At 70.0% G+C, this 26,368-nt stretch carries 34 protein-coding genes and 1 tRNA gene; 21 read left to right on the top strand and 14 right to left on the bottom strand.

The genetic code is table 11. The features are described 5' to 3' along the window. On the top strand, window positions 1-453 hold a 453-nt coding region (locus IC605_RS19500), incomplete at its 5' end, for a hypothetical protein (protein ID WP_216328111.1). A 7-nt stretch (window positions 454-460) separates the two neighbouring features. Here the strand turns inward: IC605_RS19500 and IC605_RS19505 are convergent. Beyond that, window positions 461-946 carry a DUF3809 domain-containing protein gene (locus tag IC605_RS19505; protein WP_216328113.1) on the bottom strand — a complete coding sequence of 162 codons (486 nt, stop codon included), beginning with the start codon at window positions 944-946 and terminating at the stop codon, window positions 461-463. Between the two features lie 7 nt (window positions 947-953). After that, complete coding sequence (locus IC605_RS19510) at window positions 954-1,223, bottom strand: DUF3248 domain-containing protein (protein ID WP_216328115.1); 270 nt, start codon at window positions 1,221-1,223, stop codon at window positions 954-956. Window positions 1,224-1,275: 52 nt separating this feature from the next. Here IC605_RS19510 and IC605_RS19515 point away from each other — a divergent pair, with 52 nt between their 5' ends. After that, window positions 1,276-1,539: a hypothetical protein gene (locus tag IC605_RS19515; protein ID WP_216328117.1), complete on the top strand. Its 264-nt coding sequence runs from the start codon at window positions 1,276-1,278 to the stop codon at window positions 1,537-1,539. On the opposite strand, the gene IC605_RS19520 is transcribed toward IC605_RS19515, so the two are convergent. Continuing rightward, complete coding sequence (locus IC605_RS19520; RefSeq protein WP_216328119.1) at window positions 1,527-2,279, bottom strand: SIR2 family NAD-dependent protein deacylase; 753 nt, start codon at window positions 2,277-2,279, stop codon at window positions 1,527-1,529. The genes IC605_RS19515 and IC605_RS19520 overlap by 13 nt on opposite strands. Window positions 2,280-2,437: 158 nt before the next feature. Here IC605_RS19520 and IC605_RS19525 point away from each other — a divergent pair, with 158 nt between their 5' ends. Both IC605_RS19525 and IC605_RS25605 read left to right on the top strand, forming a co-directional pair. Continuing rightward, window positions 2,438-2,647, top strand: a complete 210-nt coding sequence (locus tag IC605_RS19525; RefSeq protein ID WP_246581080.1) for a hypothetical protein — start codon at window positions 2,438-2,440, stop codon at window positions 2,645-2,647. Further along, a complete protein-coding gene (locus IC605_RS25605; RefSeq protein ID WP_216328121.1) occupies window positions 2,644-3,195 on the top strand; it encodes a TA system VapC family ribonuclease toxin in 552 nt (183 codons plus the stop codon). The genes IC605_RS19525 and IC605_RS25605 overlap by 4 nt, the downstream gene beginning before the upstream one ends. On the opposite strand, the gene IC605_RS19535 is transcribed toward IC605_RS25605, so the two are convergent. Next, window positions 3,083-3,601: an RNA 2'-phosphotransferase gene (locus IC605_RS19535; protein ID WP_216328122.1), complete on the bottom strand. Its 519-nt coding sequence runs from the start codon at window positions 3,599-3,601 to the stop codon at window positions 3,083-3,085. The two genes, IC605_RS25605 and IC605_RS19535, sit on opposite strands and share 113 nt — an antisense overlap. A gap of 138 nt (window positions 3,602-3,739) precedes the next feature. Between IC605_RS19535 and IC605_RS19540 the strand changes: the two genes are divergently transcribed. The 3 genes from IC605_RS19540 to IC605_RS19550 are packed head-to-tail and all read left to right on the top strand — an operon-like array spanning window position 3,740 to window position 5,598. Next, entirely contained in the window at window positions 3,740-4,585 is an 846-nt protein-coding gene (locus IC605_RS19540; RefSeq protein ID WP_216328123.1) for a MerR family transcriptional regulator, read from the top strand. Window positions 4,586-4,610: 25 nt separating this feature from the next. Further along, entirely contained in the window at window positions 4,611-4,985 is a 375-nt protein-coding gene (gene paaI, locus IC605_RS19545) for a hydroxyphenylacetyl-CoA thioesterase PaaI (RefSeq protein ID WP_216328124.1), read from the top strand. Window positions 4,986-5,037: 52 nt separating this feature from the next. Next, window positions 5,038-5,598, top strand: coding sequence for a single-stranded DNA-binding protein (locus tag IC605_RS19550; protein ID WP_216328125.1), 561 nt, complete (start codon window positions 5,038-5,040; stop codon window positions 5,596-5,598). Window positions 5,599-5,602: 4 nt separating this feature from the next. Here IC605_RS19550 and IC605_RS19555 read toward each other — a convergent pair whose 3' ends face one another. From IC605_RS19555 to IC605_RS19565, 3 genes are all read right to left on the bottom strand, one after another. Continuing rightward, the gene (locus IC605_RS19555) at window positions 5,603-6,082 is read right to left on the bottom strand and encodes a dUTP diphosphatase (protein WP_216328127.1); all 480 of its coding nucleotides are present in this window, start codon (window positions 6,080-6,082) and stop codon (window positions 5,603-5,605) included. Between the two features lie 66 nt (window positions 6,083-6,148). Then, window positions 6,149-6,252, bottom strand: a tRNA-OTHER gene (locus IC605_RS19560). 69 nt (window positions 6,253-6,321) lie between these two features. Then, window positions 6,322-7,020, bottom strand: coding sequence for a metallophosphoesterase family protein (locus IC605_RS19565; RefSeq protein WP_216328129.1), 699 nt, complete (start codon window positions 7,018-7,020; stop codon window positions 6,322-6,324). 111 nt (window positions 7,021-7,131) lie between these two features. Between IC605_RS19565 and IC605_RS19570 the strand changes: the two genes are divergently transcribed. The 5 genes from IC605_RS19570 to IC605_RS19590 all read left to right on the top strand — a co-directional run bounded on the left by IC605_RS19570 (window position 7,132) and on the right by IC605_RS19590 (window position 11,326). Beyond that, window positions 7,132-7,683 (top strand): GNAT family N-acetyltransferase, encoded by a 552-nt coding sequence (locus tag IC605_RS19570; protein WP_216328131.1) that lies wholly within the window; start codon window positions 7,132-7,134, stop codon window positions 7,681-7,683. A gap of 100 nt (window positions 7,684-7,783) precedes the next feature. Then, a complete protein-coding gene (gene rocF, locus IC605_RS19575; RefSeq protein ID WP_216328133.1) occupies window positions 7,784-8,683 on the top strand; it encodes an arginase in 900 nt (299 codons plus the stop codon). Between the two features lie 133 nt (window positions 8,684-8,816). Then, window positions 8,817-10,316, top strand: coding sequence for a DUF512 domain-containing protein (locus IC605_RS19580; protein ID WP_216328134.1), 1,500 nt, complete (start codon window positions 8,817-8,819; stop codon window positions 10,314-10,316). 74 nt (window positions 10,317-10,390) lie between these two features. After that, a complete protein-coding gene (mscL, locus tag IC605_RS19585) occupies window positions 10,391-10,819 on the top strand; it encodes a large conductance mechanosensitive channel protein MscL (RefSeq protein WP_216328136.1) in 429 nt (142 codons plus the stop codon). Between the two features lie 42 nt (window positions 10,820-10,861). Beyond that, window positions 10,862-11,326, top strand: a complete 465-nt coding sequence (locus tag IC605_RS19590; protein WP_216328138.1) for a DinB family protein — start codon at window positions 10,862-10,864, stop codon at window positions 11,324-11,326. A gap of 115 nt (window positions 11,327-11,441) precedes the next feature. Here the strand turns inward: IC605_RS19590 and IC605_RS19595 are convergent, their stop codons facing one another. Next, window positions 11,442-12,653, bottom strand: a complete 1,212-nt coding sequence (locus IC605_RS19595; protein ID WP_216328140.1) for a vWA domain-containing protein — start codon at window positions 12,651-12,653, stop codon at window positions 11,442-11,444. Window positions 12,654-12,737: 84 nt separating this feature from the next. Then, window positions 12,738-13,217 carry a hypothetical protein gene (locus IC605_RS19600; protein ID WP_216328143.1) on the bottom strand — a complete coding sequence of 160 codons (480 nt, stop codon included), beginning with the start codon at window positions 13,215-13,217 and terminating at the stop codon, window positions 12,738-12,740. A 72-nt stretch (window positions 13,218-13,289) separates the two neighbouring features. Here IC605_RS19600 and IC605_RS19605 point away from each other — a divergent pair, with 72 nt between their 5' ends. Beyond that, entirely contained in the window at window positions 13,290-14,198 is a 909-nt protein-coding gene (locus tag IC605_RS19605; RefSeq protein ID WP_216328144.1) for a DMT family transporter, read from the top strand. Here IC605_RS19605 and IC605_RS19610 read toward each other — a convergent pair whose 3' ends face one another. Further along, a complete protein-coding gene (locus IC605_RS19610; RefSeq protein ID WP_216328145.1) occupies window positions 14,199-14,969 on the bottom strand; it encodes an META domain-containing protein in 771 nt (256 codons plus the stop codon). 188 nt (window positions 14,970-15,157) lie between these two features. Next, entirely contained in the window at window positions 15,158-15,646 is a 489-nt protein-coding gene (locus tag IC605_RS19615; protein ID WP_343216674.1) for a hypothetical protein, read from the bottom strand. 114 nt (window positions 15,647-15,760) lie between these two features. On the opposite strand from IC605_RS19615, the gene IC605_RS19620 reads away from it, so the two are divergent. The 7 genes from IC605_RS19620 (at window position 15,761) to IC605_RS19650 (ending at window position 20,863) form a co-directional block, all read left to right on the top strand. After that, window positions 15,761-16,405, top strand: a complete 645-nt coding sequence (locus IC605_RS19620; protein WP_216328146.1) for a response regulator transcription factor — start codon at window positions 15,761-15,763, stop codon at window positions 16,403-16,405. Window positions 16,406-16,424: 19 nt separating this feature from the next. Next, on the top strand, window positions 16,425-16,691 hold the full coding sequence (locus tag IC605_RS19625; protein WP_216328147.1) for a hypothetical protein: 267 nt from the start codon (window positions 16,425-16,427) through the stop codon (window positions 16,689-16,691). Then, window positions 16,688-17,515 carry a serine hydrolase gene (locus IC605_RS19630; RefSeq protein WP_216328148.1) on the top strand — a complete coding sequence of 276 codons (828 nt, stop codon included), beginning with the start codon at window positions 16,688-16,690 and terminating at the stop codon, window positions 17,513-17,515. The genes IC605_RS19625 and IC605_RS19630 overlap by 4 nt, the downstream gene beginning before the upstream one ends. A 203-nt stretch (window positions 17,516-17,718) precedes the next feature. Beyond that, entirely contained in the window at window positions 17,719-18,573 is an 855-nt protein-coding gene (locus IC605_RS19635) for a c-type cytochrome (RefSeq protein WP_343216675.1), read from the top strand. A gap of 31 nt (window positions 18,574-18,604) precedes the next feature. Further along, window positions 18,605-19,270 (top strand): QcrA and Rieske domain-containing protein, encoded by a 666-nt coding sequence (locus IC605_RS19640; protein WP_216328150.1) that lies wholly within the window; start codon window positions 18,605-18,607, stop codon window positions 19,268-19,270. Continuing rightward, window positions 19,267-20,580, top strand: coding sequence for a cytochrome b (locus IC605_RS19645; RefSeq protein WP_216328152.1), 1,314 nt, complete (start codon window positions 19,267-19,269; stop codon window positions 20,578-20,580). The genes IC605_RS19640 and IC605_RS19645 overlap by 4 nt, the downstream gene beginning before the upstream one ends. 85 nt (window positions 20,581-20,665) lie before the next feature. Continuing rightward, window positions 20,666-20,863, top strand: coding sequence for a hypothetical protein (locus IC605_RS19650; protein ID WP_216328153.1), 198 nt, complete (start codon window positions 20,666-20,668; stop codon window positions 20,861-20,863). 23 nt (window positions 20,864-20,886) lie between these two features. Here the strand turns inward: IC605_RS19650 and IC605_RS19655 are convergent, their stop codons facing one another. After that, a complete protein-coding gene (locus IC605_RS19655) occupies window positions 20,887-21,279 on the bottom strand; it encodes a hypothetical protein (protein ID WP_216328154.1) in 393 nt (130 codons plus the stop codon). A gap of 231 nt (window positions 21,280-21,510) precedes the next feature. Between IC605_RS19655 and IC605_RS19660 the strand changes: the two genes are divergently transcribed. Next, entirely contained in the window at window positions 21,511-22,065 is a 555-nt protein-coding gene (locus IC605_RS19660; RefSeq protein ID WP_216328155.1) for a DUF4142 domain-containing protein, read from the top strand. Between the two features lie 69 nt (window positions 22,066-22,134). Here the strand turns inward: IC605_RS19660 and IC605_RS19665 are convergent, their stop codons facing one another. Continuing rightward, the gene (locus tag IC605_RS19665) at window positions 22,135-23,352 is read right to left on the bottom strand and encodes an MFS transporter (protein WP_216328156.1); all 1,218 of its coding nucleotides are present in this window, start codon (window positions 23,350-23,352) and stop codon (window positions 22,135-22,137) included. A gap of 721 nt (window positions 23,353-24,073) precedes the next feature. Next, a complete protein-coding gene (locus IC605_RS19670) occupies window positions 24,074-26,260 on the bottom strand; it encodes an APC family permease (protein ID WP_216328157.1) in 2,187 nt (728 codons plus the stop codon). Between the last annotated feature and the right edge of the window lie 108 nt (window positions 26,261-26,368).

Raw genomic sequence — 26,368 nt, forward strand, 5'->3', positions numbered from 1 at the left:
CGAACTCGCCAGGTGTCAGCCCCACCAGCCGCTCGAAGGAACGTGCTCGGGACTTCAGCTTCTCCAGCCGCAACACCCCTGAACCTACCCGCTCCTACCTCTACTGCGCAACAAGTCTTGAGCTTGAGCGCGAGGAAGCCGAACGAGGCGTTCACGCTGCTGCGAAGGCTGGCGCAGGGGGGAGACCCGGACGCGGCTCTGGCGGCCTTGGTGAGACGGCTGCTAGATGGTGTGGAGGAGGGCAAATTGGAAGCCGCTTTTCTCGCTGGTCATCTTAAAAGGCTTCAGTTCCTAAGCCTTCCTGAAGTTCCGGACGACGTGCGTCTGCCCGGCCTTCCCGACGAGTTTCTGTCCATCACGCGTGACCTGTGGTATCTGACGGAGCCCTGGAATCTGGACTTCACCCCAAACATGGCTGCCGAGGTTGTGGAGACACTACAACGCTTCTTCTAACCTACCCTCAGCCGCTCGCCGCGTCCGCCCCCATCGCCTCCCCGATCCCCGCCGGAAGTTCCCCCGACACCCGCTCCAGCGTCCGCGCGGCGGCGGCGCGGGCCATCTTCTCGAAGGCGGCGCCGCCCCAGCCCTCCGTTTGCGGGGTGTGGAGGTGGGCGCGGAAGTGGAACCCGAAGGCGACCACGCCCGCCCCGTCCACGCTGGCCTGACCGGTGACCTCGACCCAGGCACGCTCGCCGCTCAGGGATTGTGGGACGAGGACCGCGCCGTCCGGCGTGACGCTCAGGAGGCTACGAAAGGGCAGGTCCACCTCGCCGAGGACGGGCACGGGCACGACGAGTTCACCCGTGACGCACTCCGCGTTGCCCACCAGATCGCGCAGGAAGCGCACCCGCGAGAGGGCCACCCCGGCGTCGCGCACGAAGGCGAGGGCCGCCTCCCGCCCTCCCGGGTGGGGCAGGGTGAACCGCTGCTCGGCCTCGATCACCACCGGCGGATCAGTCCACCCACTCGATCACCACGCGGTTGTCGGCGACGGCGGCCTGCAATTCGGCGTCGGCCACGCTGCGCAGCCGGGGCAGGTGCGCGAAGCGGGGAGTGGCCGAGGCAAAGCCCAGCCGCACCACCACGTCGTCGCTGAGTTCGTCCTTGCCGACCCGCCACACGAGCTGGGCCCCCAGCGTCTCCAGTTGCCGGGCGAGTTCGGCGGGCAACTCGGGCCGGGTCTCCTCCGGGTCCGGGGAATCGGGTCGGGTCGGGTCGGTCATGGGCGCATTGTACGTGCGGGCTCCTGTCCCACGATTGAAGTACAAAGGGGGCATGACCCCCACCGCTCCCCCCTCCTGGCGCGAGATCGAAACCCGCGTCGGCCTCGACGCCCTCCCCGCCTTCCACCGCGCCTTCCTGACCTGGCGCGGGGTGGAGGGCGCCGCCGAGATGCCCCTGCGCCGGGTGGGCCAGCGCGTCGAGGCCGAACTCAACCGCCTGGTGCGAGATGGACGGGCGCAGAAGCAGGGGGACGACTGGACGCTCGCCCCTGGCGCCCTGGACGGCTTCGAGGCGGCGCGGCCCTACCTGGATTGATCCGGTTCCAGCAGCGCCGCCAGCCCGCGTGAGGCCACGTCGCGGACGCTGTAATTCAGGTACGGGGTGAGTTCGGTCTCCTCCGGGTTCACCTCGATCACCACCGCGCCCGCCTCCCGCGCCTCCAGGGCGAGGCCCGCCGCCGGGTATACCACCCCGCTCGTGCCGACGATCAGGGCGACCTCGGCCTCCCGGAAGGCGTTCGTGGCCGCCTCCAGAGCGTCCTCGGGCAGATATTCCCCGAACCACACGATGTTGGGGCGCATCCGCGAGCCGCAGACGGGGCAAGTCGGCGGCGGGGTGAAGCTTTCCGGGGCGGGCAGGGGCGCGACCGTGCCGCAGACCTCGCAGCGGGCGGAGGTGAGGTTGCCGTGGAGTTCGACGAGTCGCCCGCCGCTCGCCCCGCTTCCCGCCCGGGCGTGCAGACCGTCCACGTTCTGGGTCGCCAGGAAGAAGTCCGCGCCCTTCTGCCGCTCCAACTCGGCGAGCAGGAGGTGCGCCGGGTTGGGCTGGGCGTGTGTCACGTCGGCGTAGCGGCCCGCATACCACTGCCACACCGTTTCCGGATCACGTCTGTAGGCGCCGGGGCTGGCGAGGTCTTCGGGGCGGAAGCGCGCCCAGTGCCCCGTCTGCGCGTCGCGGAAGGTGGGGATGCCGCTCTCGGCGCTCACGCCCGCGCCGGTCAGGACGGCCACCCGGCGGGCGGATCGGAGAACGGCCTGGACGTCGGCGAGGTTCATGGGGAAAGGGTAGCGTGTGGTCTCATCGGCCAAAACCTCGTTCCTTCTGGCGGTGAGCTAGCAGAAGATTGCTGTCTCGCACTGATACGCTGCAAACGACCCTTCGGTTAGACGACGACCTGCACCGCCGCGCCAGGATGGAGGCGGCCAGACGGGGAATGACCCTCACGCAACTGGTGGAGGAGGGGCTGCGGGCACAGCTTGAGGCGGGTGCGGCAGCGTCACGCCCTCTCGTCATTCTCCCTCCTTTCGATTCCGGCCTCTCCTTCAACTTCACGCCGGAGGAGCTCAAGGCGATGATGAACGACGACAGCGAACAGCTCATCAAGCTGGGTCTGACTCCCGGGGCAGTGAGTCCCAGGAAATGAGCGATTTGCTCGACGCCAACCTGCTGCTCAACGCCTTTCGACGGGATACCCCGGCCCACCTGGCGAGCTACGGGTGGCTCACACGCACCCTTCAGGAGGGCGAGGCCGTCTGGACGACCAGCGTCAACGAGCTTGCTCTCCTGCGAATCGTCACGCTCGCCGCCCTGGGGTCCCTGGCCGCCCCACCAGAACGTGTCTTCGAGTTCCTCGCCGCCCTGCACGCCCAACCCAACTCCCGCTACCTCGAACTCGGCAAGGCAGGGTTGGGCCGCTGGCGACACCTCACCCTTGACCTGGGCCTGCGCGGCAACGGCCTCAATGACGCCTACCTCGTCGCCCTCGCCCTGGAGCACCGACTGACGCTGGTAACGGCAGATCAGGGCTCACGCGCTTTCCGGGGCTGCGGGTGTTCACCTCTGCCTGAAGGAGCGTCCCTCAACCCGGGAACTCCACAAACTCCGGCGGCACCGCGTCCACCAGCCACACCCCGTTCTCGGAGAGGGAGAAGACGTGCCCGGCCCCGTGCATCTCCCCGGCCCGCACGGTGAGGACCACCGGCCTGCCGCGCCGCGCCCCCACCCGCCGGGCCGTCTCCGGGTCGGGCGAGAGGTGGACGTGGTGGCGGGACATGCGCCGCAGCCCCTCGCGGTGGATGGCGGGCAGGGCCGCCGGGTGGGTGCCGTGGTACAGCACGGGGGGCGGAACGGCGGGGGAGAGGTCCAGATCGACCGGGACGCTGTGCCCCTGGTTGGCCCGGAGGCGCTCGCCGTCGAGGGTAAAGCGCCGTTTGTCGTTCGTCGCCACCACCCGCTCCAGTTGCTCGCGGGAGACGCGCAGGTGGCGCAGCACCGCCGGCACGGGCGCCCAGCCGCCGGGTTCGAGCGTGACGCCCAGGTCCGCGGGCGCGTGCCGCAGCAGGTAGGAGAGGCGGCGTGAAAGTTGTTCGTCGGTCATGGGGCCATTGTGGGGGGGCGTCCTCCTCCCGACATGGGCGCGGTGGCCTAGCGCTTTCGTGCGGCGGAGGTTCCCGGTGCCCTTGACCCCGCCCCTGGGGCAGCCCCCACACTGGCCGCACCTCCGGAGGAACGCAAGATGACGGACGAAAAAGCACACCTCCTCACCACTGGCGCGTTCTCGCGCGCTTCCCGCCTGAGCCTCAAGGCGCTGCGGCTGTACGACGACCTCGGGTTGCTGCCGCCCGAGCGGATCGAGGAGGCCAGCGGCTACCGCTACTACACCCCCGGACAGGTGGAGACCGCCCGCCTGATCGGCTTGCTGCGCGTGATCGAGATGCCCCTGGTCAACATCCGCGCCCTGCTGGACGTGCCGCCCGACGCGAGGGCCCGCCTGGTGGAGGCGCACTGGGCCGCCGCCCGGGGGCTCCACACCCGGCGCGCCGCCGTCGCCCGACACCTGATCCACACCCTGAGAGGAGACCCCATGCCCCGCACCTACGACGTTCAGCGCCGCGACGTGCCCGCCCAGACGGTCGTGACGACCCAGCGGCGCCTCTTCCTGCCCGACCTCAGTGCCTTTATCGGTTCCGCCATCGACCGCCTGTACGCCGAGCTGCGCGCCCAGGGGGCCGAGCCCGCGGGAGCACCCGTCGTCATCTACCACGGCGAGGTCAACGCCGACTCCGACGGCCCGGTCGAGGTGTGCCTGCCCTACACCGGCACCCTGCGCCCCTCGGGCGACCTCACCCTGCGCGAGGAACCCGCCCACGCGGAAGCCTTCGTGACCGTCCGCAAGGCCGATTTCGAGTACCACGAGCTGATGGCGGCCTACGACGCAGTGGACCGCTACGCCCGTGCCCACGGCACCCGCAATGGCCTGTCCGTCCGCGAGGTCTACCCCTACGACTGGGAGGCGGTGGGCCCGGACGACCCGGCGGGCGAGGTCGCCTGCCCATACCAGCCCGCCGAGGTGAGGGCCTGAGCCATCCGGCCTCTACCCTGGGGGCATGAGCTACGCCGACTTCCTGGGCATGACCGTGCGCGAAGCGACCCCGGGGCGCACGGTCGTCACCCTGACCGTCACCCCCCGCGGCCTGAACGTGCACGGCACCGCGCACGGCGGCCTGCTCTTCAGCCTCGCCGACGAGGCCTTTGCCGTCATCAGCAACCTGGAGGCGCAGGCGGTGGCCGCCGAGACCCACCTCAGCTTCTTCCGACCGGCCCGCGCGGGAGACGAACTCGTCGCGGTCGCCACCCCCGAGCGGGTGGGCCGCACCCTCGCCACCTACCGGGTCGAGGTCCGGCGCGGCGAGCAAGGGGAGGTTCTGGCGCTGTTCCTCGGTACGGTGGCGCGGCGGGAGGCCCCACCCCCCTTGGGGTGACCTCACCCACACGCCCCCATTCTGTGTTATGTTATTTACGTAAGGAGGCAGAATGCTGCATATCGAGTTCATCACCGACCTGGGTGCGCGGGTGACCGTGGACGTGGAGAGCGAAGGAAAGCTGCTGGACGTGCAACGCCAGTACGGACGCCTGGGCTGGACGAGCGGGGACGTGCCCACCGGGGGCTACCAGTTTCCGCTGGAGAACGAGCCGGACTTCGACTGGTCGCTGATCGGCGCCCGCAAGTGGACCAACCTCGAGGGCGAGGAGATGATCCTGCACAAGGGGCACGCCTACCGCCGCCGCGAGCTGGAGGCCGTGGACAGCCGCAAGCTGAAGCTGCCCGCCGCCGTGAAGTACTCCCGGGGCGCCAAGAACGCCGACCCCGACCACGTGCGCGAGAAGGCCGACGGCGAGTTCGAGTACGTCACCCTGGCGATCTTCCGCGGTGGCCGCCGCCAGGAGCGCTACGCCATCCCCGGCGGCGCGGGCGCGGGCCGTGCTCCAGCCCAGGCCGCGGGCGCCCCCCGCCCCGCCCCGGCCCGGCCCCAGGCCGCCGCCACCCGCACGGCGACGGTGCCGCGCGTGGAGGACGAGGAGACGCCGTTCTGAAGGGCTAGGGGTCTGTGGGAAGGGGGGAGTGGTCGGGGATTTGTCCCACGGACCACTCCCCCCTTCCCACCTCCTGCCTTTCAAGCACCCCCCGCACGTCGGCGGGCCGCCAGCCCCCCGGCTTGAGTTGCTTGCCGTCGGCGCGCTTCGGGCCGCCCGCCTTGCTCAGGTTGGCGCGGTGGACCTCGGCGAACACGGCGTCGGCACCGATCCCCAGGGCGTCGAGTGCCCCGTAGGTCACGTACAGCAGGTCGGCGAGTTCGTGCGCGAGGGGCGCGAGGTCGGCGGGGAGGACGGCCTCGCCCTCCTGAAGACGGGCCTCCAGCGCGCCGAACTCCTCCTCGACCTCCGCCACCTCCTCGCGGATGAGGGTGCGGCGCAGGGCGAGCAATCCGGCGCTCGGCACGCTGGGCCGTTCGGGGGAGACGAGGCCGAGGGCGCGGTGGAACTCGCGCAGGCGGGCGGCGTTTGACGGAGGTGTCATGGGCAGGATGCTAACCGGGAGGACAACCAGAAGGAGGGAGCCGCGTGACTGGCTCCCTCCTTCCTCTGGTGGCGGGTGATGGGATTCGAACCCATCCGTGACCGGCCGATCTGCCCGCTCGCGCGCCCGTTTGAATGGAGGTGGGCGTCTCCCTCCGGCCCCTCACCCCCGCCGGGCGGTGGGTGTTCCCGGGCCGAGCGAAGTATGCCCGCGCGAGGTCAGGGAGATGTGCGCCGAGGTTAAGGTCCGTCTTTAGACATGGGCCCGGGGCCCTCTGCGGCTTCCCGGGCACGCGGCGGGAGTTCGAGCACCCGGTAGCCATAGGCATTCACCACCCGCGCCCCGGTCTGGGCATCGGTGTATTCCTCCCGGCGGCCCTCGTACTCGTGGATGTGCCCGTGGACGACGAGGCGGGGGCGGTGGCGGGCGATGAACGCCGAAAGCTCGGGGCAGCCCCGGTGCGCGTAGTCGCTGCCCGCGTGCGGCCCGAGGGGCGGGGCGTGGGTGAGCAGCACGTCCACTCCGCTCCGCGCCCGCCAGCCCAGGCGCGTCAGCCCCCAGCGGGCCTGGAGGGGCGTGTACTGGCCCTCGCCGCCCTGGCGGTAGCGCGGCACGCCGCCCCAGCCCGCGACGCGCAGCCCCGCCGCCGTGACCACCCGCCCGTGGGCCGGGGTCACCCCGCGCGGCGCCGCGCGCGTCTCGCCCTCGGTCACGTACTCGTTGCCGTGGTTGCCGTGCACGTACACGACGGGCACCGGGAGCTTGCTCGCCAGGAATTCCAGGTAGGAGCCCGGCAGGTCCCCCGCCGCGAGCACCAGATCGACCTCGGGCGCCCCCTGCGGAAAGCCCTCGCGGTACACGAAGGGGTGGGTGTGGTCGGCGACGACCAGCAGCCGCGTGGGCCGATCGGAGGAGGGGGAGGCGGCGGGGTCGGTCATGGGAGGGTCGGCGTCCAGCGAGGGGCTGGCGTCCTCGGCGGGGCGGTGGCGGTGAGCGCCGAGTCTACCGCCTTCCGGGCCCCCGACTGTGCCTGCCGTACCCTGTCCGGTATGTCCTCCACCCCGCCCCTGCCCACGCCCCGCCTGTGGCTGCTGCCCCTCACCCGCCCGGTGGTGGAGGCGCGGCTGAGGCACGAGACCTTCCGGCTCTCCTGCGACCTCGGCGGCCAGACGGTCCCCGTCCACTTCCCGCCCGCGTGGCCCGGCGACCTGCTGCCCGTCTTCCCGCTGTTTCTCGCCGACCTCCACTTCGGGCGGACGGACGAGGTGCCCGGCTCGTGGACCCTCGTGGAGCGCGCGTCCCACACCGCCGTGGGCACGGTCGGCACCAAGGGCGACCCGGACGCGGCGGGGACCGTCGAGATCGGCTACGGCCTGACTCCGCAGGCGCGCGGACAGGGCCTCATGACCGAGGCGGGGCGGGCCTTCCTGACCTGGCTCCTCGCCCGCCCCGGCGTGCGGCGGGTCACGGCGCAGACCGCCCGGGGCAACCGCGCGAGCGAGCGGGTGCTCGAAAAACTGGGGTTTGTGCGCACGGGACAGAGCTGGAGCGTGGAGGACGGGCCGCTGACAGTCTGGACCTACGCGGGGCACCTCTCATGAATATGCAGCCGGGGACGGGGCAGGCGCCTCCCCGTCTGGGAGCGCGAAAATAATCTTGCAGCGCTGAGGCATACGTGCCGCCGGGCTCTACCCTGACCCCATGAACGTCTCGATTCTGGGCATTCCGATGGACCTCGGCGCCGGGCGGCGCGGGGTGGACATGGGCGCCTCGGCCCTTCGCAACGCGCATCTGGCGGGCAGGCTGCGCGCCCTCGGCCACAGCGTCACCGACCTCGGCGACGTGCCCGTGGCCCTGCCCGAAACCCTCGACAAGCACACGAACGCCGGGCTCGTCTTTCTGGAGCCGATCCTCGACGCCTGCCGCGCCACCGTGGAAAGGATCGCCGCCCTGCCGGAGGACGCCTTTCCGGTCACCCTGGGCGGCGACCACTCGGTCAGCATGGGTACGGTGACGGGCAATGCGCGGCGGGGCGGGAGGGGGGGCGAGCGCACCGGCGTCCTCTGGGTGGACGCCCACACCGACTACAACACGCCGCAGACGAGTCCCAGCGGCAACATCCACGGCATGCCCGTCGCGCACCTCCTGGGGCTGGGCGACCCCCGGCTCGCCGGGCTGGGCGGCGGCTGGCACGTCCGCCCGGAAGACGTCGTGATGGTCGGCATCCGCAGCGTGGACTCCCGCGAACGCGAGCTGCTGCGTGAGGCGGGCATCAAGGCCTACACGATGAAGGACGTGGACCAGCTCGGCATCACCCGCGTCACGGAGGAGGCCCTGGAGCGCCTGTCCGCCGTGCCCCGCCTCCACGTCTCCTTTGACGCCGACGCCCTCGACCCCGGCGTCGCCCCCGGCGTGGGCACCCCCGTCCCCGGCGGCCTGACCTACCGCGAGGGCCACCTCCTGATGGAGCTGCTGTCCGAGTCGGGCCGCGTCACCAGCCTCGACATCGTGGAGGTCAACCCGGTGCTCGACACCCGCAACCAGACCGCCGAGGTCATGGTCGGCATGGCCGCGAGCCTGCTGGGGCAGCGGATTCTCTGAGGGCCAGGGGTTTCGGCCCCACCCGCACGACCGCCCCCCAGAGGGACACTCGTCACAGCCGACCTCCCGGCTCCTCTGTTAAGCTCTCTTGTTTGAACGGGGCCGCTCACGTGTCCCGAAAGGGGTGAAGAGCTTGACGGCAGCCGAAGTGATCCAACCCAGACAGGAACAGGCCACACCCGGGCAGGTCTACCCGGCTCCCGTGAAGACGGTCGAGCCCGGCAGCCCCGCCGAGCAAGCGGGTGTGCGCCCTGGAGACCTCCTGCTGCGCGTGAACGGCGAGGCCGTGACGGACGTGCTCGCCTACCGTCATCACCTCTCGCAGGGGCGGGCGGTGCTGGAGATGAGCCGCCCCGTCGCGCGCCCCACGGTGCTCTCCGGCGTGCTGGGCACCGCGCAGGACCACCACACCCTCGCCTACGACCCGGCCTCCCCCACCTTCACCTTCGAGGTCGAGTGGGAGGACCCGGGCCTGGAGTTCGAGGAAGTGCTGTTCGACGGCATCAAGAAGTGCGCGAACAAGTGCGACTTCTGCTACGTCCACCAGATGCCGCGCGGTTTTCGCAAGAGCCTCTACATCATGGACGACGACTACCGCCTGTCGTTCCTGTACGGCTCCTTCGTCACGCTGACCAACCTCACCGAGGGTGACATCAACCGCATCCTCGACGAGAACCTGTCGCCGCTGTACGTCTCGGTCCACACGGCCAATCAGGACCTGCGCCAGGACCTGATGAAGTGGTGGAAGCTCAAGGTCAAGGACCCCCAGGCCGTGCAGATCAGGTCCATGATCGAGCGGCTGGAGAGCATCGACCTCTACACCCAGATCGTTCTCGTGCCGGGCCGCAACGACCGTGAGCATCTGGACGACACGGTGGAGTATCTGAGCAGCCGACCCAACGTGATCAGCGCGGCGGTCGTGCCCATCGGCCTGACCTCGCACCGCACCAACCTCCCCGACGTGCGGACCTTCAGCCGGGAGGAGGCGCAGGACACCCTTGCCCGGCTGAACCGCTGGCGCAAGCAATTTCTAGCCGAGCGCGGGACCCGTTTCGTCTTCCCGTCGGACGAGCTGTATCTCCTCGCGGGCGAGCCGCTGCCCACCGAGGAGGAGTACGAGGGCTTCCCGATGCTCGAAAACGGCGTCGGCATGATCCGCGATTTCCTGACGGAAGGGCTGCCGGACGACCTGCCGACCGCGCTGCCTGCTCCTCGTAAGATCATTCTCGGGACCGGGAGCCTCTTCGCCGAGTCGCTGGACCGGGCGGTGGAGCCTCTGCGTGCCGTCGAGGGGCTGGAGATCGAGGTCCGCGCGGTCGAGAACAAGACCTTCGGCAAGGTGACCACGGTGGCGGGCCTGCTCACGGGGCGCTGCTTCCGTCACGCGGTGAAACCCGGCGAGGCCGACCTGCTGATCGTCCCGCCCACCACCCTGCGCTACGGCACCGAACTGATGCTTGACGACACCAGCCTGAGCGAGCTGCGCGCCGAGCTGCGGATGGACGTGCGGGCGGGCGGCGCGACCCTGGGCGAACTGGCCCGCGTGATCTTCGAGAACGTGGCGTCGAGCGGCCACCAGTGGGGCATGAGCGCCCACGCGGTGAAGGACGGCGGGGCGCGCGGGCAGGCGTAACGGTCCCGCGGAATGTGTAGTCAAGCACACTGCGGCTCAATTGTCATTCGACCAACGAAGTGTCAAGCTGGGCCATGATCCAGGGCTTCCGGGACTTCGTGCTGCGTGGCAACGTCGTCGATCTCGCGGTGGGTGTGGTCATGGGGGCGGCCTTCGGGGGGGTGGTGACGGCCTTCACCCAGGCTTTCCTCGATCCCCTGGTGCGTCTGGCGGGGGGAGGCCGGATCGCGGGGACCATCGTCTTGCGTCCGCCCGACGTGGGGCTGGGCATTCCGCCCCTGGTGCTCGACTACGGGCGCTTTCTGACCGCGCTGATCACCTTCCTCCTGACGGCGCTGGTGATCTACCTGTTCGTGGTCATGCCCATGAACCGCATCAACGACCGCTTCAAGCGGGAGGAAAAGCCCCCTGTCGCCGAGCCGAGCAACGAGGAAAAGCTCCTCGCCGAGATTCGGGACGAGTTGCGCCGCCGCCCCATCGACCGCCCCGGCATCGCCGACTGAGGCCGCGGCCCCCGGTTCCGGCGCAGGCACTATCCTGCCGCCATGCCCCTGACCCCCTCCGAGGTTTACGCCCGCACCTTCCAGTCGCACCGTGAGGCCCTGATGGACCTCTATGCCCAGCTTCCCGAGGAGCACGGCCCCTTCCGCGCCTGGGAGGGCGGCATGAGCCTGATCGGCCAGGCCGACCACCTCGCGGGCAGCAGCACGATGATGCTCGCCATGATCGCCGGTGAGAGCCCCGCCCGCCCCGCGCCCGGCGCCGGAAGCGCCAGCGTCGCCGAGGTGAGGGAGCGTCTGCGGACCACGACCGACGACGTTGCCGCCGTCATCCGCGCCCTGAGCCCCGAGGACCTCGCCCGCCGCGTGCCCGCCTTCGGGGGCCGCGAGATGCCTGTGACGGCCCTCCTTGACGCCCTGATCGGCCATGAGGCCCACCACAAGGGCCAGGTCTGGGTGATGGCGCGCATGGTGGGCCTGAAGCCGCCGATGTTCGTGAAGATGGGGTAGGAAGCGGTCAGCTCTCAGCTTTCAGCGGTCAGCAAAAGGAGAAGGGGGAGGCGCCCGCGCATAGTGGGCTCTCCCTCTTCTGTTGGCTGAAAGCTGACGGCTGATCGCTGAAGGCTCAATTCACCAGCTTCGTCTTGTTCGTCATGAAATCCATCAGCACATACTGGCCGATGTTGTGCGGCGTCGTGAAGTACGCCTTGCCCTTCGTCATCTCGGTGACACGGCGCACGAAGCCCACGAGTTCGGGGTCGCGGGCGAGCATGAAGGTGTTGACCTGGATGCCGCTGCGGCGGCAGTTGGCGACCTCGCGCAGGGTGGCGCCGAGGACGTAGGGGTCGAGCCCGTAGGCGTTCTTGTAGATGCGTCCGTCGGGCAGCGTGAGGGCCGAGGGCTTGCCGTCGGTGATCATCACGATCTGCTTCATGTCCTTGTTCTCACGCTTCAGGAGCTGCTGCGCCAGCCGCAGGCCCCCCGCCGTGTTCGTGTGGTACGGCCCGATCTGTGCCTGGGCGAGCTTGGCGACCGGAACTTCCTCGGCGGAGTCGTGGAAGAGGACGAACTTCAGCGTGTCGCCCGGGTACTGGGTGCGGATCAGGTGCGCCAGCGCCAGCGCCACCTGCTTGGCGGGCGTGAAGCGGTCCTCGCCGTACAGGATCATCGAGTGCGAGCAGTCGAGGAGCACGACGGTGGCCGCCGAGGAGTTGTACTCCGCCTGCCGGATCACGAGGTCGGATTCTTCGAGGTTGTCGAACCCCTTGCCCATCACGTTCCCGAGGGTGGCGGTCGTGTCGAGGTTAAGGGTGTCGCCGAACTCGTAGTTCTTGAGTTCACCCGTCATCTCGACGCCGGAAGCGTACTCGCGCGTGTCGTGGGCGCCCGCCGAGGAGCGGCCCAGCCCGCCCATCAGGTCACGCAGGCTCTTGTAGCCCAGGAAGTCGATGCTCTTGTCGGTGAGCTGGAACTTGGACTCGCCGGTCTGGCCCTGCCCGCCCTGCCCCGGCTCGTCGTCGAACTCCTTGCGGATGAAGCCGTCCTGCTGGAGCTTGTCCATCAGGCGCTCGATCTGCTGGCCGAGACGGGTCTCTCGCACGTCCCCGGCCTGCATCGCCTCCATCAGCATGTCCTCGGGGATCATGTTGCGCTCGGCGAGGGCTTCGAGGATGGCGTCGAAGAGGTCGTCCATGCTGGGGCGGGCGTCGGGATCGGGGTCGTAGGGGTCGTTCATCCCCTGCCCGAGCAGCGCCTCCTGAATCATCTGCATCAGCTCGCTGGATTCGAGCTGATCGAGTTCGCCCTCGAACTTGCTGTACCGCGTGATGCGCGCCATGTCGGGAAACCTCCGTAGGGGACAGCATGGCGCGTTCCGGCCCGCGCGTTTGTGACGGCTACGGCTCAGAGCGGGCTCTTCCCCTCAGTTGGATGAGCCGTGACGGCTCGCGGAATCGGCCACACGTCTCAAGTAGCCCATGGGGTCCTCGACGAACTGCGCCGCCCGCGAGGCCAGAAGTTCGGTCACCACCGCGTTCCACTCGGCCTCGAACACGCGCTCGTCACTGGAGACGAAGACCGCATCCACCGCCGCCGTTGCCTCAACGATGGCCTGCAACAGGGCAACATCCGGATTTCTGAGATCGAGGCGAATTCTGAGTTCTACAACTCGTCCATCCTCGTAATCCACGTGAATGTCGTTCTGACTTTGTTCGCCGTAGACCAGCGTCGTGTCACTTCCTGTGCCGTAGGTCTCTTTCAACGGCAGGAGACTACGCAAGCGCGACAACAATGATTCGGGGACGGGCTGTTTCTCCCAGCCGAAGCTGGCCCACAGGTCTTCAGGAGAGGCACCGGGGGCAGGACGGGGGATCGGTTTGAAGGTGAATTGCCAGACGGCCATCCACGCCATCTCACCACAGGTCGCGGCCCGGCCAGCCTCCGTTTCGCTGACTCCCCCCGTACAATCCCCCCCGTGTCTCCTCACACGCGCGGCATCCTCCTCCTCGTCCTCGTCACGGCGCTGTGGGGCAGCACCTTCGCGGTCGTCAAGGAACTTGGAGAACTCCTGCCGCCCAGCGTCCTGATCGCCTGGCGTTTCCTGATCGCGTCGGTGGCGCTGCTGCCCGCCCTGGGGCTGGCGCGTCGGGTCGCCTCCCCCGCCCCTGCCCCCTCCGCCCGTCCCCTGTGGCGCGACGGCCTGATGCTGGGCGCGTGGCTGATCGCCGGGTACGGCACGCAGACGATTGCCCTGCAAACGACGGGGGCGAACCGGGCGGCCTTTTTCACCGCGCTCAGCGTCGTGCTCGTGCCCGTGTGGCTCACCTTCGCCCAGCGCCGACCGCTTCCGCTCGCCCTCTGGCTGGCGCTGCCCCTCGCGGTGGCGGGCCTCGCGCTGCTCTCGTGGGAGGGCGGGGCGCTCGTCGTGGGGGACGCCTGGGCGCTCGCCTGCGCCGTCACCTACGCGGGGTTCATCATCGCGCTGGAGCGGACGGCGGCCCGCCACGAGGCCCTGCGCTTCACGCTGGCGCAGCTCCTCGCCGTGACGGCGCTCGCGTGGGGCTGGGCGCTCCTCGCCGACCCGGGAAGGCTGTGGCCGCCCGCCGCCGCGTGGCTCCCGCTGCTCTACCTGGGGGTCGCCGCCACCGCCCTCACCACCCTGCTCCAGACGGTCGGGCAGCGACGGGTGAGTGCGGCCGAGGCCAGCCTGATCTACGCGCTCGAACCCGTGACGGCCGCCCTCTTCAGCTTCCTCCTGATCGGCGAGCGGATCGGGGTGCGCGGCGCGCTGGGCGGGCTGCTCGTCGTCGGCGCGACCGTGCTCAGCCAGCGGGCGGGCGGCGAGCCCCACCCCGAGACGCCCACGCCCCAGGCGGAGGGGTAGCTAGCCCCCGTTCACCGGGCGCTGGAACGTCTGCTCGCTGCCGTCTTCCAGGATCAGGGTGAGCCCGTTGCCGCTCACCCGGTAACGCCTCACCCGCTCCAGCCGCCGCAGGTACTCCGTCTCCTGCCGTTGCAGCTCGGGCGAGGGGCAGGCGCGGCGGGTCGTCGCCAGCGGGGAAAAGTGCAGGGTGTCGCCGCCAAGCGTGAAGGTGCCCCGGAAGAGGTTGCACCCGGTCGTGCCGCTCACCGCCCCGCCGGGCTCCAGCCGCAGGGTCGGGGGCGTGTCTCCCACCGCGCCCACCAGCCGCCACTCGGCGAAGAGGCGGGAAGCCTCGAAGGCGGTCACCCGGTTCCCGAACACCAGTCTCTCCCTTCCCGTACTCAGCACGAGGAGGTTGGGGCTGAAGGACAGGCCCCGCGCCTCCGACAGGACGTTGAGAAAGCGGGCCTCCAACGCGCTGACCTCGGGGGCGCAGGCGCGGCGGGTGCTCGCCAGCGGGCCCAGGCGCACGGTGTTCGCCGTGAACACGCCCCGCCCGGTGAAGCGGTTGCAGCCTGTGCTCCCCGACACCTGGGCTCCCCCGGCGGTGGAAAACCGCGTCCCCGCGAGCGTGAGGGTGGGGGCGCTCCCGCCCTGCGGGGTCACCGTTCCCCGCGCGTCGGTCAGCCTCAGCAGCGTCCACGTCCCGTCCGCGAAGGGCTCGGCCACCGCCGACTGCGCCAGCGCGGCGCCCTGCACGGCCAGGGCCAGCATCAACCCGTGTCTGTTCATGTGGCCTCCCGGCCTCCTCCGGCCCCGTCCGACCTCTTTCCCCCTCGGCAGAGGTCGGACGGGGCCACGGTCAGGCTTCCGCTCAGCTTAAAAGGGGAGCAGGACTCCTTCGGTACGCCGCGTGCCAATGTGCCTGCTCGGGTGGGGCACAGGGTGCGTCGGCCGCTGCCGGAGGCCTTGTGGCTCGCTCAGCGGACGCCGTGGGTCTGGTCCGGCACGAGGAGGGTCCGCAGGGCGGTGCCCGAGCGCCACACGTCCATCAGGCCCTCCTTCACGGTGGAGCCGCGCACCGCCGCGTAGAGCGAGGGGGGGAGGTGGGGTGCCGGGTACACCCCCTCGCGCCCCTGCGGCCCCACGCGCACCTCCAGGGGAAAGCCCAGCGCCAGCGTCGCCACGAGGACCCCGCCGAGTGCGGCGCCCCCCAGCGCTCCGGCGAGCGGGTGCCAGGGGCGGCTCGCGGGTTCGGGGACCAGGCGCCGGGCCGCGAGCGCCACCCCCAGCCCCAGCCCCAGCGCGAGCAGCCCGGCGGCCACGGCTCCCCGCGCCAGCATGTTGGCGAGGAAGCACGCGGCGACGCCCCCCAGGCCCCAGACCAATCCCGCCAGCCCGCGCCGCACCCCGAGCGCCGTCATGGCCGCCCAGAGGGTCACGAGCAGGGCGTCGAACCAGGTGATCACGCGGGGCAGTCTAGCGGGTAGGCCCTTACAAAACTTTTGCCCTTCGGGGCAAGGGGGGCGGCAGATGGTGGGCAAGGGTGCCGTCTTCGCCCTCCACAGGCCTAGACTGCACCCATGATCCGGGTTCTCCTCGTCGATGACCACGCGCTGTTCCGCCAGGGCCTGCGCAGCCTGCTGGAGTCCGAGGGGATGCGCGTCATCGGCGAGGCCGCCAACGGGCGCGAGGCGATCCGGTACGCCGCCGACACCCACCCCGACGTGATCCTGATGGACATCCAGATGCCCGAACTCGACGGGGTCAAGGCCACCCAGAGCATCCTGGAGATCGACCCGCACGCCCGGGTCATCATGATCACGATGTACCGCCAGGACCGCTACGTCTTCGAGGCGGTCAAGGCGGGGGCGCGCGGCTACGTCCTCAAGGACGCCGACGCCGCCACCCTGCTCGACGCGATCCGCCGGGTGGCCGCCGGAGAGGCGCTCCTCGACGCCGACATGGCCCAGAATGTTCTCGACGACTTCCGCGACAAGCGCGAGGAACTTCCCAGCGAGAAGCACGCCGACCTCAACGAGCGCGAGACGATGATCCTCAAGCTGCTCGCCCAGGGCTTTTCCAACCAGGACATCGCCCTGCGGCTCGACATCTCCGAGAAGACGGTGCGAAACCGCCTCTCCGAGATCTTCACCAAGCTGCAACTCAACAACCGCACCCAGGCCGCCCTCTACGCCATCCGCGAGGGGATCGCCAACCTGGAGTAGGACCAGAGATTCACCCTTCATGCCCAGATCGAAAGCCCCCAGAGCCCAGACCGTCGCCCGCCCCACCCCCGCCGCCTCGCCCGTCACCTTCCGGGCGGGGTGCGCGCGGGAATGGGTGGTCGCGTCCGCCGAGCCCGACCTCGCGTACACCGAGCAGGCCTTCCCCGAGTGCCCGGCGTGCCCCCACCGGGTCGAGCCGGAGGAGACCCGGCCGTTTTGCACCCTGCGCCCGGTGGGGACGGCCCACCCCTTCGCCGCCCTGGCCGGTCTGGACCTCCCCGAGTGAGCTTCGACCTGGGGACCGAGCTGCGCTCGCGCGGGTACGGGGGGGAGGTGGGGCTCGTCGTCACCGACCTTGACGGGCGGGAGCTGCACGCGCTGAACCCTGATCGCGTCTTTCCCGCCGCGAGCACGATCAAGGTGCCCCTGCTCGTGCTGGCCCTGGAGCAGGCGCAGTCGGGCCGCCTCGACCTGCGGGAGCGGGTCACGGTGGGGGCCGGGGACCGGGTGCCCGGCTCGGGCGTGCTGCACGAACTCGGCCCCGGCCTCCAGCCCACCTGGGAGGACCTGCTCACCCTGATGATCGTCGTGAGCGACAACACCGCGACGAACCTCGTGATCGGGCGGCTGGGGGTAGAGGAGGTGAACGCGTGGCTGAGGGCGCGCGGGCTGGGCGCCACCCACCTCGTCGGCAAGCTCCAGCTTCCGCCGGAACAGCGCAACGAGGCGCAGCGCCGGGGCGAACGCAACCGCACGACCGCCCGCGATCAGGTCGCGGTGCTGGGGAGGCTCGCACGCGGCGACCTGCTCGGCCCGTCCCACACCGCCCTCGCCCTCTCCATCCTGTCGCGCCAGCAGTTCCGGGACATCCTCGCCCGGCATGTCCCGCGCGGCGAGGACGGCGAGCCGCTCTACCGGGTGGCGAGCAAGAGCGGCGAACTCGCCGGGGTGCGGCACGACGTGGGGGTGCTGTTCACCCCGCGCCCGCTGGTGGTCGCCCTGCTCTCGGAAGGGGGAGGGGACCCGCGCGAGCACCCCGACAACCGGGACGCGGCTGTGCTCGCGGGCACACTCTGGCCGCTGCTGGGGGCGCTGGGGGGCGTATTCTGACCTCCTGACGGGGACATTTAACCGCTCGGTCAGGCGCATGATGACGGTGCAGGAGTCTGCCGCTTTTTGCCGTACAGCACGTCTTGGCGCAGCCTGAGCGCGTGCTATGCTGGGCGCGACTTCAGCCGCTGTCGGTCCCGGGGCAGGCCCCACAGGAGCAGGCACCTCAGAAGCTACGCACCCTACGCGCGAGGAGAAGGAACGTGGAGAGAAACGACGCTGTGATGCCCTGGGTCGCCATCGTGTGCGCGGCGATCATGTGGATTATCTTGCTGTTCTTGTTCAATCAGGAGACGGCGCCCGAGCCCGTGGTCGTGGACCCCGAGGTGGTCGCCAGCATCAACCAGGACTGGCGGACCATCGGCCAGCAGGTGTACACCTCGGCGGGCTGCGTGGGCTGCCACGGGGCGCAGGGCCAGGGCGGCGCCGGGCCGCGGCTCGCGGGCGACGAGAAGATCGTCAAGGACCCGGTGTACGTCCACACCATCGTCACCCAGGGCAAGGGGCAGATGCCCGCTTTCCCGCAGCTTTCCGAGCGCGAGGTGTACGCGGTCGCCAACTTCGTGCTGCATTCGTTCGGCAACAACATCGAGGAGCCGCTGACGCCCGCCCTGGTGGCCGAGGGGCAGACCAAGGTCGACCCGGCGGTGCTGAAAAACCGCAGCCGCTTCGTGCCGGAAGACATCAAGCTGCCGGAGATCTTCCTGGCGACGTTCGTGATGGTGCTGCTGACCTACGGGCTGATCGGGCTGTACAGCGTGTGGACCGAGGGGCAGGAGCTGCACCCCGGCATCCACAAGGTGCGCGCGACGCCCGTGGCGATGCTGGCGATGGTCGTGACGCTGGGCCTGAGCCTGCTGTTCAGCGTGCTGTTCGTGCGGCAGATGGTCGCCGACTACGCCGCGTGGGCCAACCGCGAGATGCCCAACGTGGCGATGGAAGGCTTTTACGCCGCGATGATTTTGCTCACCATCGCCGTCGCCATCGGCCTGTACAAGAAGTTCTTCATGGACGGCGAGGTGCTGGTCGAGGACGCCAGCGGCGAGTTCCCGTGGTAAGGCCCCAGGCGCATAAGGGAGAGACCAGACGATGACCCGTTACAAGAGACAAGACCCCGAACTCAGCCGCCGCCGGTTCATCAACCTGGCGATGGGCACGACCGCCGCCGTCGGCGGGGTGAGCCTGATCAGCGTGCTGGGCACCGCCAACCCCGTCTTCCGCCTCACGCGCGACAAGATGCCGCCCCTGAAGGGAGACGTCCTCGTGCACGCCTCCAACAACAAGGAGGGCCAGCCCGTGAAGCTCAGCGAGCTCAACGAGCAACTGGTGCGCGCGTGGCCGATGGGCAAGGGCGAGAACGGCGAGAACGTGATCCGCAAGGGTGATCCCAACAACCTCGTGGCGATCTACCGCTTCCCCCGGGGGCAGATCATCCAGCCCACCAACCTGGAAGCGACCATCAACGGGGAGGTGGTGGCCTACAGCGATATCTGCACGCACGCGGGCTGCACGGTGGCCGACAGCGACACCCGCGCCGGGGCGATGAAGTGCCCCTGCCACTCGGGCGAGTACGATCCCAAACGCGCCGCCGTCGTGGTGGGCGGGCCGCCCCCGCGGGGGCTCGCGCAACTGCCCATCGCCCTTCAGGGTGACAATCTGGTGGTGACGGACTTCTTCTTGCAGATGCCGTACCCGTACACCTCTGAGGGCGAGTGGGAAAGCTTCAAGCAGGAAGTGGAGGAGCAGCTCGCATGAACCAGTGGCTTGATGAGCGTTTGCATCTCTCGCGCCTGAACGACAAGTTCCTGCGCAAGGCCTTTCCCGTTCACCACTCCTTTTTCCTGGGGGAGATCACGCTGTTCAGCCTGATCATCCTGATCCTGACGGGCATCTTGCTCGCGCTCTCCTACGAGCCGAGCAACAGCCTGGTGGTGAACTCCTTTGACCCCGGCACGACCGACGCGCCCAACCTGATTCCGGCGGCCTACCACTCGGCGCTGAAGATCAACGCGATGCCCTTCGGGGACATGCTGCGGCGCATCCACCACTGGACGGCGAACATCATGATCGCCGCTTCCGTGATCCACATGATGCGGATCTACTTCACCGGGGCCTTCAAGAAGCCGCGCGAGATCAACTGGTGGATCGGGATGCTGCTCCTGATCTTCGCGGCGCTGACCGCCGTGACGGGCTACGTGCTGCCCTACGACAACTACGCCTACAACACCCTCAAGGTGATCTACGGCATCGCGGCCTCGGTCCCCTGGGTGGGCGAGTGGGTGGCGCAGGCCGCCTTCGCGGGCAAGTTCCCGGGGGACGGCGTGATTCCGCGCGTGTACGGCTACCACATCATGCTGCTGCCGGGCATCCTGCTGGCGCTCACGGGCGCGCACATGCTGATCATGATCAAGCAGAAGCACACCCAGCCGCAGTACGCCAAGCGCATCGCCTACAAGAAGATCGTCGGCGTGCCGCTGATGACCCAGCAGACGCCCATCATGCTGCTGCTCACTTTTGCGTTCGCGGGCATCATCGTGCTGTTCAGCGCCTTTATCCCGGTGCACCCGGTCGAGTACTTCGGGCCGCCCACCACCACGCCGATCAACAACATCAAGCCCGACTGGTACCTGCTGTGGGTCTTCGGCGTGCTGGCGATTATCCCGAGCTTCGAGTTGCGGATCTTCGGCGGCCTGATCGGCTCGGAGTTCGTGGGCGCGATCTTGGTGCCGACCCTGGCCCTGCTCGCCATGTTCGCGGTGCCCATGCTCGACCGCAGCAAGGAGAACCTCTACTACGCGGAAAACCCCACCAACTACCCGGTGCGGCTCGGCGCGGGGGTGGCCTTTATGATGCTGCTGGTGGTCTGGTCGGTCGCCGGGTACAAGCCCGAACTGATCAGCGCGGGCATCCTGACCACCGCCAACTCCAACACGGTGCTGTGGATCGCGTCTTTCCTGGTGCCCGCCCTGTCGTACTTCGCGGTGCAACTGATCGTGCGCGGCATCCGCAGCCTGCGCGAGTCCGACGCCCGCGACCGCGCCGCCTTCCAGGCCGCCGACGACTGAGCCCCCGCCCTTCCCTCCCACCGCCCCCGGCTCCCCGCCGGGGCGGTTTTTTCATGCTTGAGCTCTCCGGGCTTATGCTGTCCGGGTGCAAGACGACCTCGCCGCCCACCTCGCCCGCCGGGCCCGCCGCCTGGCGCTGGACGCCCGGAACGTGGAGGACGCCGACCCCGAGACGCTGCGGGCCTTCGCCCGGGAGGTGCTGGCCGACCTCGCGGCGCTCGGCCTCCTGCGGGGGGAGGAAGCGGTGGGCTGCTGGGCGGGGCCGCGCCCGGGGGGGCACTGAGCGGAGCCCGCCGCCGGGCGGGCCTACAGCCGCCGGGGCCGCCGTCCCGTCAGCCCGCCCAGCCCCAGGCCGACGAGGGCCGGCAGCGTGAAGAGCAGCAGGAAGCCGGGGAGGTCGCTGTCGCCGATCATGTTTCCGAGGGGACGGCCCAGCGCCGCGTTCACCGGGCTGCCGAGCCAGGCGAGGGCGCTCCACAGCCAGCCGTCGAGCCCGCGCGACTCCACCGCGTTTTCCAGCCACCGCGCGCCCAGCAGCCCCAGCGTTTGCAGGACCAGGGCAGGCAGCAGCACGGCCAGGGCGCGCACACCCCGCTCGGCGCGGCCCGCCAGAAAGCCCAGCATGAACGGCCCGAGCACCGGAATCCAGCCGACGAGCAGCGCCACGAGCAGCAGCATGAGGACGTTGACCCAGGCCATGCGGCGAGTGTACGGCACCCGCGGGGCGGCGGGCGACTGTCGGATCGCCCGCAGAGCAGCCTTGAGCCTCCGGTCGCGGTTTTGGCCCGTGGCGTGAGGGCAGGCTGTCTCCGCGTTCAGGGCTTTGGGATGCGGGGCGGGAGGCGGGTGTCCAGACTGACCCCCAGACGCGCATGACCGCAGGAAGACCGCCACGGGTCGTGCTCGTGTCTTGCCCCCGGAGGAACGCCCATGTTGAAACGCTCCGCTTCCGCCCTGATCCTGCCCCTCGCCCTCGCCTCGTGCGCCCCCTCGATGACGGCGCCCAACGCCAGCACCGTCGACGGGCTGTTCCTGCAAGCCGCCACGGGCGACAACCTGTTCGAGATCCAGTCCTCGCAACTGGCGCTCACGAAGACCAACACGCCGGCGGTGCGGGCCTACGCCCAGCGGATGATCGACCACCACGTTCCGGCGCAAGATCAGGTGGCCGCCCTGGCCGCCACCCGCCGCGTCCCGCTCCCCACGGCGCTGCCGCCCGAACTCCAGATCAAGCTCAACACCCTGGGCACCCTGAGCGGCGCGGCGTTCGACACGGCGTACCTCAACGAACAGGTCCTGAGCCACCAGCTCGCGCTGAGCGTCGGGCTCAACGAGCGGAGCGCCGGACGCGACGCCCAGGTCGTGGCCCTCGCGGCCGGGCTCCAGCCCATCATCGCCGGGCACCTGCAAGACGCCCTGGCCCTGGGGGGCGCGGCCCCCTCGGCACCTCCCGCCCCGGCCTCCCTGGGTTCGCACACGCACTGAGCCTCCGGGTCTCCTCCTGCCTTCCATCCGCGCCTCAGGTCCTCCCCGTGTGGAGACCTGGGGCGCCGGTCAGGCGGCCGTGCCCCGCTCGCCCTCCACCGGGCCAGGTACCTCGCGCAGCGCCCAGCGCAGGCCGAGCGCGGTCATCACCCCGACTGCCATCAGGGTGAGCCAGGGCAGCAGGGGCAGGCCGAGGCGGGCGCCCACGTCGGTCAGGGTGCCGCCGAGCACGTTGCCGAGGGCGCCGCCCGCCCCCAGGCTGATCGCGGAGAAGCCGAAGTAGCTGCCCGTGATCCCGGGCGGAGCCAGCCGCGCCGTGAGCGTCTGCTGGGTGGGATACACGATCATGGTCCCCAGGCTGTAGAGCGCCACGCAGGCGAGGAGTTGCCCGAAGGTGGAGGCCAGCCCCATCAGGCCCAGGCTCAGCCCGACCGTCAGCACGGCGGCGACGAGCGCCACCCGCGTGCGCACCCGCCGCTCGACGAACCGCAGCAGGGGGTATTGCAACACCACCGCCAGCCCCGCCGAGAGGCCGTAGAGGGGCCCCGTTGCCCCCGGCCCCGCCAGCGCGACCGCCTTGAGGGTCACCGCCACGTTGAGCTGGGTGCTGAGCAGGAAGTACCCCACCAGGACGAGCGTGAAGCGGCGAAAACGGCGGTCCAGGGCGGCGGTCCTGAGCCCGGCGAGGCCGCTCCCCGCCGTGCGCTCGGGGCGGAGATGGGGCAGGGTCACGGCCAGCACCGCGCAGGCGAGGAGATACACGCTGCCCGCCGAGATGGCCGCCGTGCGGAAGCCCAGGCCGATCAGGGCAGCGCCGATCAGCGGCCCGGTCACCATGCCGAGGTTGCCGGAGATCGAGGTCAGGCTGAACATGCGGGTGCGGTGCTCGGGGGCCGTGACCGCCGTGATCGCCGCGTTCTTGGGCGCGTCGAAGAGGCCGCCACCCACCCCCGCCAGCACCGATGCGGCGAGCAGCACGGGCAGCGTCTCCGCGAAGCCCATCCAGGTGAAGCCCAGCGTGCGGATCAGGCACCCGGCCAGAATCAGCGGCTTGGGCCCCACCCGGTCGGCCCAGGCGCCCCCGAACACCGTCAGGCCCTGCTGCACGAGCTGGCGCACCCCCAGCACCAGCCCCACGCTCGCCGCCGCCCACCCCAGCCCCTCCACGAAATGCACCGTCACCAGGGGAATCACCGCGAAAAACCCGCCCCACATCAGGAAGTTGGCCGCGATCAAGCCGAGCTGGGCTCCCGACGGGCGAAAGGGGAGGGGGGCGGGTGCGGTCACGGGGGTGAGGGTATATCAGAGATGGGGGCGGCGGACTCGGTGCGGCCATCAGGAAGGGTGGGGCCTGGGCGTCCCGAGGTCAGCCGGAGTGTGTCTGTGACCTGTCATGGCGGTTGCGCCGCTCGTGCGCCCCTTCACCCCGGCCTGCGGGGCTGTACCAGGCTGCCTCGCGGCTCTACGGGCCATCCGCAGGGAGGGAGAGAACACTCTTCCCACCGTAAAAATCAACCCCCGTGTGCTGGAAATACACGGGGGTTGGGCGCCTGCCCACGACGAGCGTATAACTCCGCCGCCCCGTATACTCCGGGTGTCCAGTCGGGCGCGCTGCATGACAAGTCGGGTAGAGCCGGAGGTCACTGCTCCAGAAAGGGGCAACCCCCATGTGCTGCTGACACGTGGGGGTCACCGAAAGGTGGTGATCACTCTGGGACACAAGAAGCATACCAGAAACCGTAATAAGCGGCAAGACAAGTTCAAACGCTGGGCGAGACTCCTGGCGGTATGGACCGCGTTCTTGACCGCCCTCGCGGCCCTGGTCACTGCCCTTGCAGAGCTGATCCACTCGCTGGGAAAGCTCCTGCCCTGATTTAAACCTCTGGGCGCCTGCCCAGCGCGTCACCGTGTTCGTCTGGACTCCCCCGCCGTGAGGTGGGGGTTCTTCTCTGTGGCATCCGGTGAAGAGAGGGTCAACGTGCCCCGCCGACCCCTCTTCCCTCCAGCCTCACCCGCCCACGTGGACGACGGGTCGCCGGTCGGCGTTCTCCTCGGCGCGGCGCAGCACCTCGTGGGTGAGGGGCGGGATGTCGCCCTCGCCCGCGAGGAGGAAGCGCAGGGCGTTTCCGGCAGGGCCCTTTTCGCTCCACTCGAAGTAGACGTGGGGGGGCACGCCCGTCAGGTCGCGCACGTGCAGCAGCACGGCGGCGATGGTGTTCGGCACCGAGTTGCCCCGGGCGCGCAGGATGGCGTGGCGGCCCACGCTCACCCCACTCACCGTCACGGCGTCGCTGAAGTTGCTGGGGTCGGTGACCTCGACCTCCAGAAAGAGGGCCGGTTCGCGCTGCGGGAGATGGGTGTCGAGCCGCACCTCCAGCTCCTTGAGGCGGTACTCGGTGGTGTCCCCGGCGTTCAGGCGGTTGGCAATGAAGCGCGCCGGGAGGCCCCGCCCCGCCGTCTCGCGCAGCAGCCGCGCAGCCTCCGGGTCGAGGCTGACCTGCTGCACCCGCAGTTCCGTCGCGCGGCTCACCCGCGAGGCCACGCTGAACACGAGGATCGCCGCGATGAAGAGGACCGCGATGTACAGGCCCTCGGGGCGGCCCGTCACCGTCACCACGCTGGTGTAGATGAACAAGACGCTGATCAGGGCGAAGGCGAGCGTGGTGCCCCGGTGCCCCCGGCGCCACTCGGTGAGGAAGACCGCGACCGCCGCCGAGGTCATCAGGGCGAGCACGCCCGTCGCGTACGCCCCCGCCTGCGCGTCCACGTTCGCCCGGAAGGCCAGGGTCACGAGAAAACTCACCGCCGTGAAGATCACGACGAGGGGCCGGGTCGCGCGCGCCCAGTCGGGGGCCATGCCGTAGCGCGGCAGGTACCGGGGCACGATGTTGAGAAGCCCCGCCATCGCCGATGCGCCCGCAAACCACAGGATCAGGATGGTGGAGAGATCGTACAGGCTCCCGAACGCCTCGCCCAGCCGCGCGTGCGCGAGGTAGGCCAGGGCCCGCCCGTTCGCCTCGCCCGCGGGCTTCTGCACCGTCACCGCGTCCGACGCCGTGGCGGGGGTGGGCGTGACCGTCACCGTGAGGGGCACCGGGCCGCCCACCGTCCGGGCCCCGACCGTGAAGGTGCCCGTGCGCCCGGCGGGCAGGTTGAGGGTGTACAGCTCGTGGGGGTCGCGCGGGTCGTCGAGGGGCACGTTGACGGCGGCGCGGCCCGCGCTGAGGTCGGCGGCGTTCACGTTGCGGGTATAGGTGACGGCGGGCCAGAACTGGGCGCGGGGAATGAGCAGCGTCGTCACGAGCGCCGAGCCGAGCAGCATCACGCTCATGAGGAGGGCGGCGGTCGTCAGGAGCTGTTGCGCGTTGCGGACGCGCCCGGCGAGCCTCGCCCGCGCGTCTCCCTGGCCGCCCCGGATCAGCGGCATGACGACCACGCCCGTCTCGAAGCCGCTCAGGCCCAGCGCCAGCCGGGGAAAGACGAGGAGGGCCGCGCCGATCAATGCCAGCGGCGAGAGGTAGGTCTGCGAGAGCCCCGTCCACCAGTCACCCACCAGGGTAGGGTGCGCGAACACGTCGAGGGCGCCCCGTCCGATCACGACCGCGCTCAGGCCGATATAGAGCACCACCAGCCCCACCGCGATCCCGATGGCCTCCCCAAAGCCCTTGAGAAACACCGCCCCCAGCAGCGCGATCAGCCCCAGGGTGATCGGAAGCTGCCCGCCCTGCACCAAGGGCCTGAGCCACGGATTCTCGATGACGTGGGCGGAGGCGTCGGCCGCCGACAGCGTGATGGTGATGACAAAGCCCGTCGCCACGAAGCCGATCAAGGCGAGCACGAGCAGCTTGCTCGGCCAGTACGCCAGGAGCCGTTCGAGCATGGAGATCGAGCCGTCGCCGTGCGGGCTCTCCTGCGCGACCCGGCGGTACATGGGCAGCGCCCCGAAGAGCGTCACGAGCACGAGGACGAGCGTGGCGACCGGCGAGAGCGCCCCCGCCGCGAGCGCCGCGATGCCCGGCTGGTAGCCCAGGGTCGAGAAGTAGTCCACGCCTGTCAGGCACATGACCTTCCACCAGGGGTGCTTGTGCCGCTGTTCCTTGGCGCTGCGCTCGTCCTCGTAAAAGCCCTCGCGCTCGGGGGGGTCGGTTTCCAGAAACCAGCGGGTGAAGGGGCCGCGGGGCCGCACGGACGACATGGCGGCAGCTTACTCCCGTGCCGGGCGGGGAGACTCTTCCCTGGGCTCCCCTCGGGGGAAGGGGGCGTGGGGTGGCCCCAGCCTGATTCCAGGTGGAATGTCCGGCCG

Source organism: Deinococcus aestuarii, assembly GCF_018863415.1.
Lineage (GTDB): Bacteria > Deinococcota > Deinococci > Deinococcales > Deinococcaceae > Deinococcus > Deinococcus aestuarii.

Coding starts and splice junctions, on each gene's coding strand:
- IC605_RS19510 (WP_216328115.1), bottom strand. CDS start 1,223: ATGACCGACCCGACCCGACCCGATTCCCCGGACCCGGAGGAGACCCGG.
- IC605_RS19515 (WP_216328117.1), top strand. CDS start 1,276: ATGACCCCCACCGCTCCCCCCTCCTGGCGCGAGATCGAAACCCGCGTC.
- IC605_RS19520 (WP_216328119.1), bottom strand. CDS start 2,279: ATGAACCTCGCCGACGTCCAGGCCGTTCTCCGATCCGCCCGCCGGGTG.
- IC605_RS19525 (WP_246581080.1), top strand. CDS start 2,438: ATGACCCTCACGCAACTGGTGGAGGAGGGGCTGCGGGCACAGCTTGAG.
- IC605_RS25605 (WP_216328121.1), top strand. CDS start 2,644: ATGAGCGATTTGCTCGACGCCAACCTGCTGCTCAACGCCTTTCGACGG.
- IC605_RS19535 (WP_216328122.1), bottom strand. CDS start 3,601: ATGACCGACGAACAACTTTCACGCCGCCTCTCCTACCTGCTGCGGCAC.
- IC605_RS19540 (WP_216328123.1), top strand. CDS start 3,740: ATGACGGACGAAAAAGCACACCTCCTCACCACTGGCGCGTTCTCGCGC.
- paaI (WP_216328124.1), top strand. CDS start 4,611: ATGAGCTACGCCGACTTCCTGGGCATGACCGTGCGCGAAGCGACCCCG.
- IC605_RS19550 (WP_216328125.1), top strand. CDS start 5,038: ATGCTGCATATCGAGTTCATCACCGACCTGGGTGCGCGGGTGACCGTG.
- IC605_RS19555 (WP_216328127.1), bottom strand. CDS start 6,082: ATGACACCTCCGTCAAACGCCGCCCGCCTGCGCGAGTTCCACCGCGCC.
- IC605_RS19565 (WP_216328129.1), bottom strand. CDS start 7,020: ATGACCGACCCCGCCGCCTCCCCCTCCTCCGATCGGCCCACGCGGCTG.
- IC605_RS19570 (WP_216328131.1), top strand. CDS start 7,132: ATGTCCTCCACCCCGCCCCTGCCCACGCCCCGCCTGTGGCTGCTGCCC.
- rocF (WP_216328133.1), top strand. CDS start 7,784: ATGAACGTCTCGATTCTGGGCATTCCGATGGACCTCGGCGCCGGGCGG.
- mscL (WP_216328136.1), top strand. CDS start 10,391: ATGATCCAGGGCTTCCGGGACTTCGTGCTGCGTGGCAACGTCGTCGAT.
- IC605_RS19590 (WP_216328138.1), top strand. CDS start 10,862: ATGCCCCTGACCCCCTCCGAGGTTTACGCCCGCACCTTCCAGTCGCAC.
- IC605_RS19595 (WP_216328140.1), bottom strand. CDS start 12,653: ATGGCGCGCATCACGCGGTACAGCAAGTTCGAGGGCGAACTCGATCAG.
- IC605_RS19600 (WP_216328143.1), bottom strand. CDS start 13,217: ATGGCCGTCTGGCAATTCACCTTCAAACCGATCCCCCGTCCTGCCCCC.
- IC605_RS19610 (WP_216328145.1), bottom strand. CDS start 14,969: ATGAACAGACACGGGTTGATGCTGGCCCTGGCCGTGCAGGGCGCCGCG.
- IC605_RS19620 (WP_216328146.1), top strand. CDS start 15,761: ATGATCCGGGTTCTCCTCGTCGATGACCACGCGCTGTTCCGCCAGGGC.
- IC605_RS19625 (WP_216328147.1), top strand. CDS start 16,425: ATGCCCAGATCGAAAGCCCCCAGAGCCCAGACCGTCGCCCGCCCCACC.
- IC605_RS19640 (WP_216328150.1), top strand. CDS start 18,605: ATGACCCGTTACAAGAGACAAGACCCCGAACTCAGCCGCCGCCGGTTC.
- IC605_RS19645 (WP_216328152.1), top strand. CDS start 19,267: ATGAACCAGTGGCTTGATGAGCGTTTGCATCTCTCGCGCCTGAACGAC.
- IC605_RS19655 (WP_216328154.1), bottom strand. CDS start 21,279: ATGGCCTGGGTCAACGTCCTCATGCTGCTGCTCGTGGCGCTGCTCGTC.
- IC605_RS19660 (WP_216328155.1), top strand. CDS start 21,511: ATGTTGAAACGCTCCGCTTCCGCCCTGATCCTGCCCCTCGCCCTCGCC.
- IC605_RS19670 (WP_216328157.1), bottom strand. CDS start 26,260: ATGTCGTCCGTGCGGCCCCGCGGCCCCTTCACCCGCTGGTTTCTGGAA.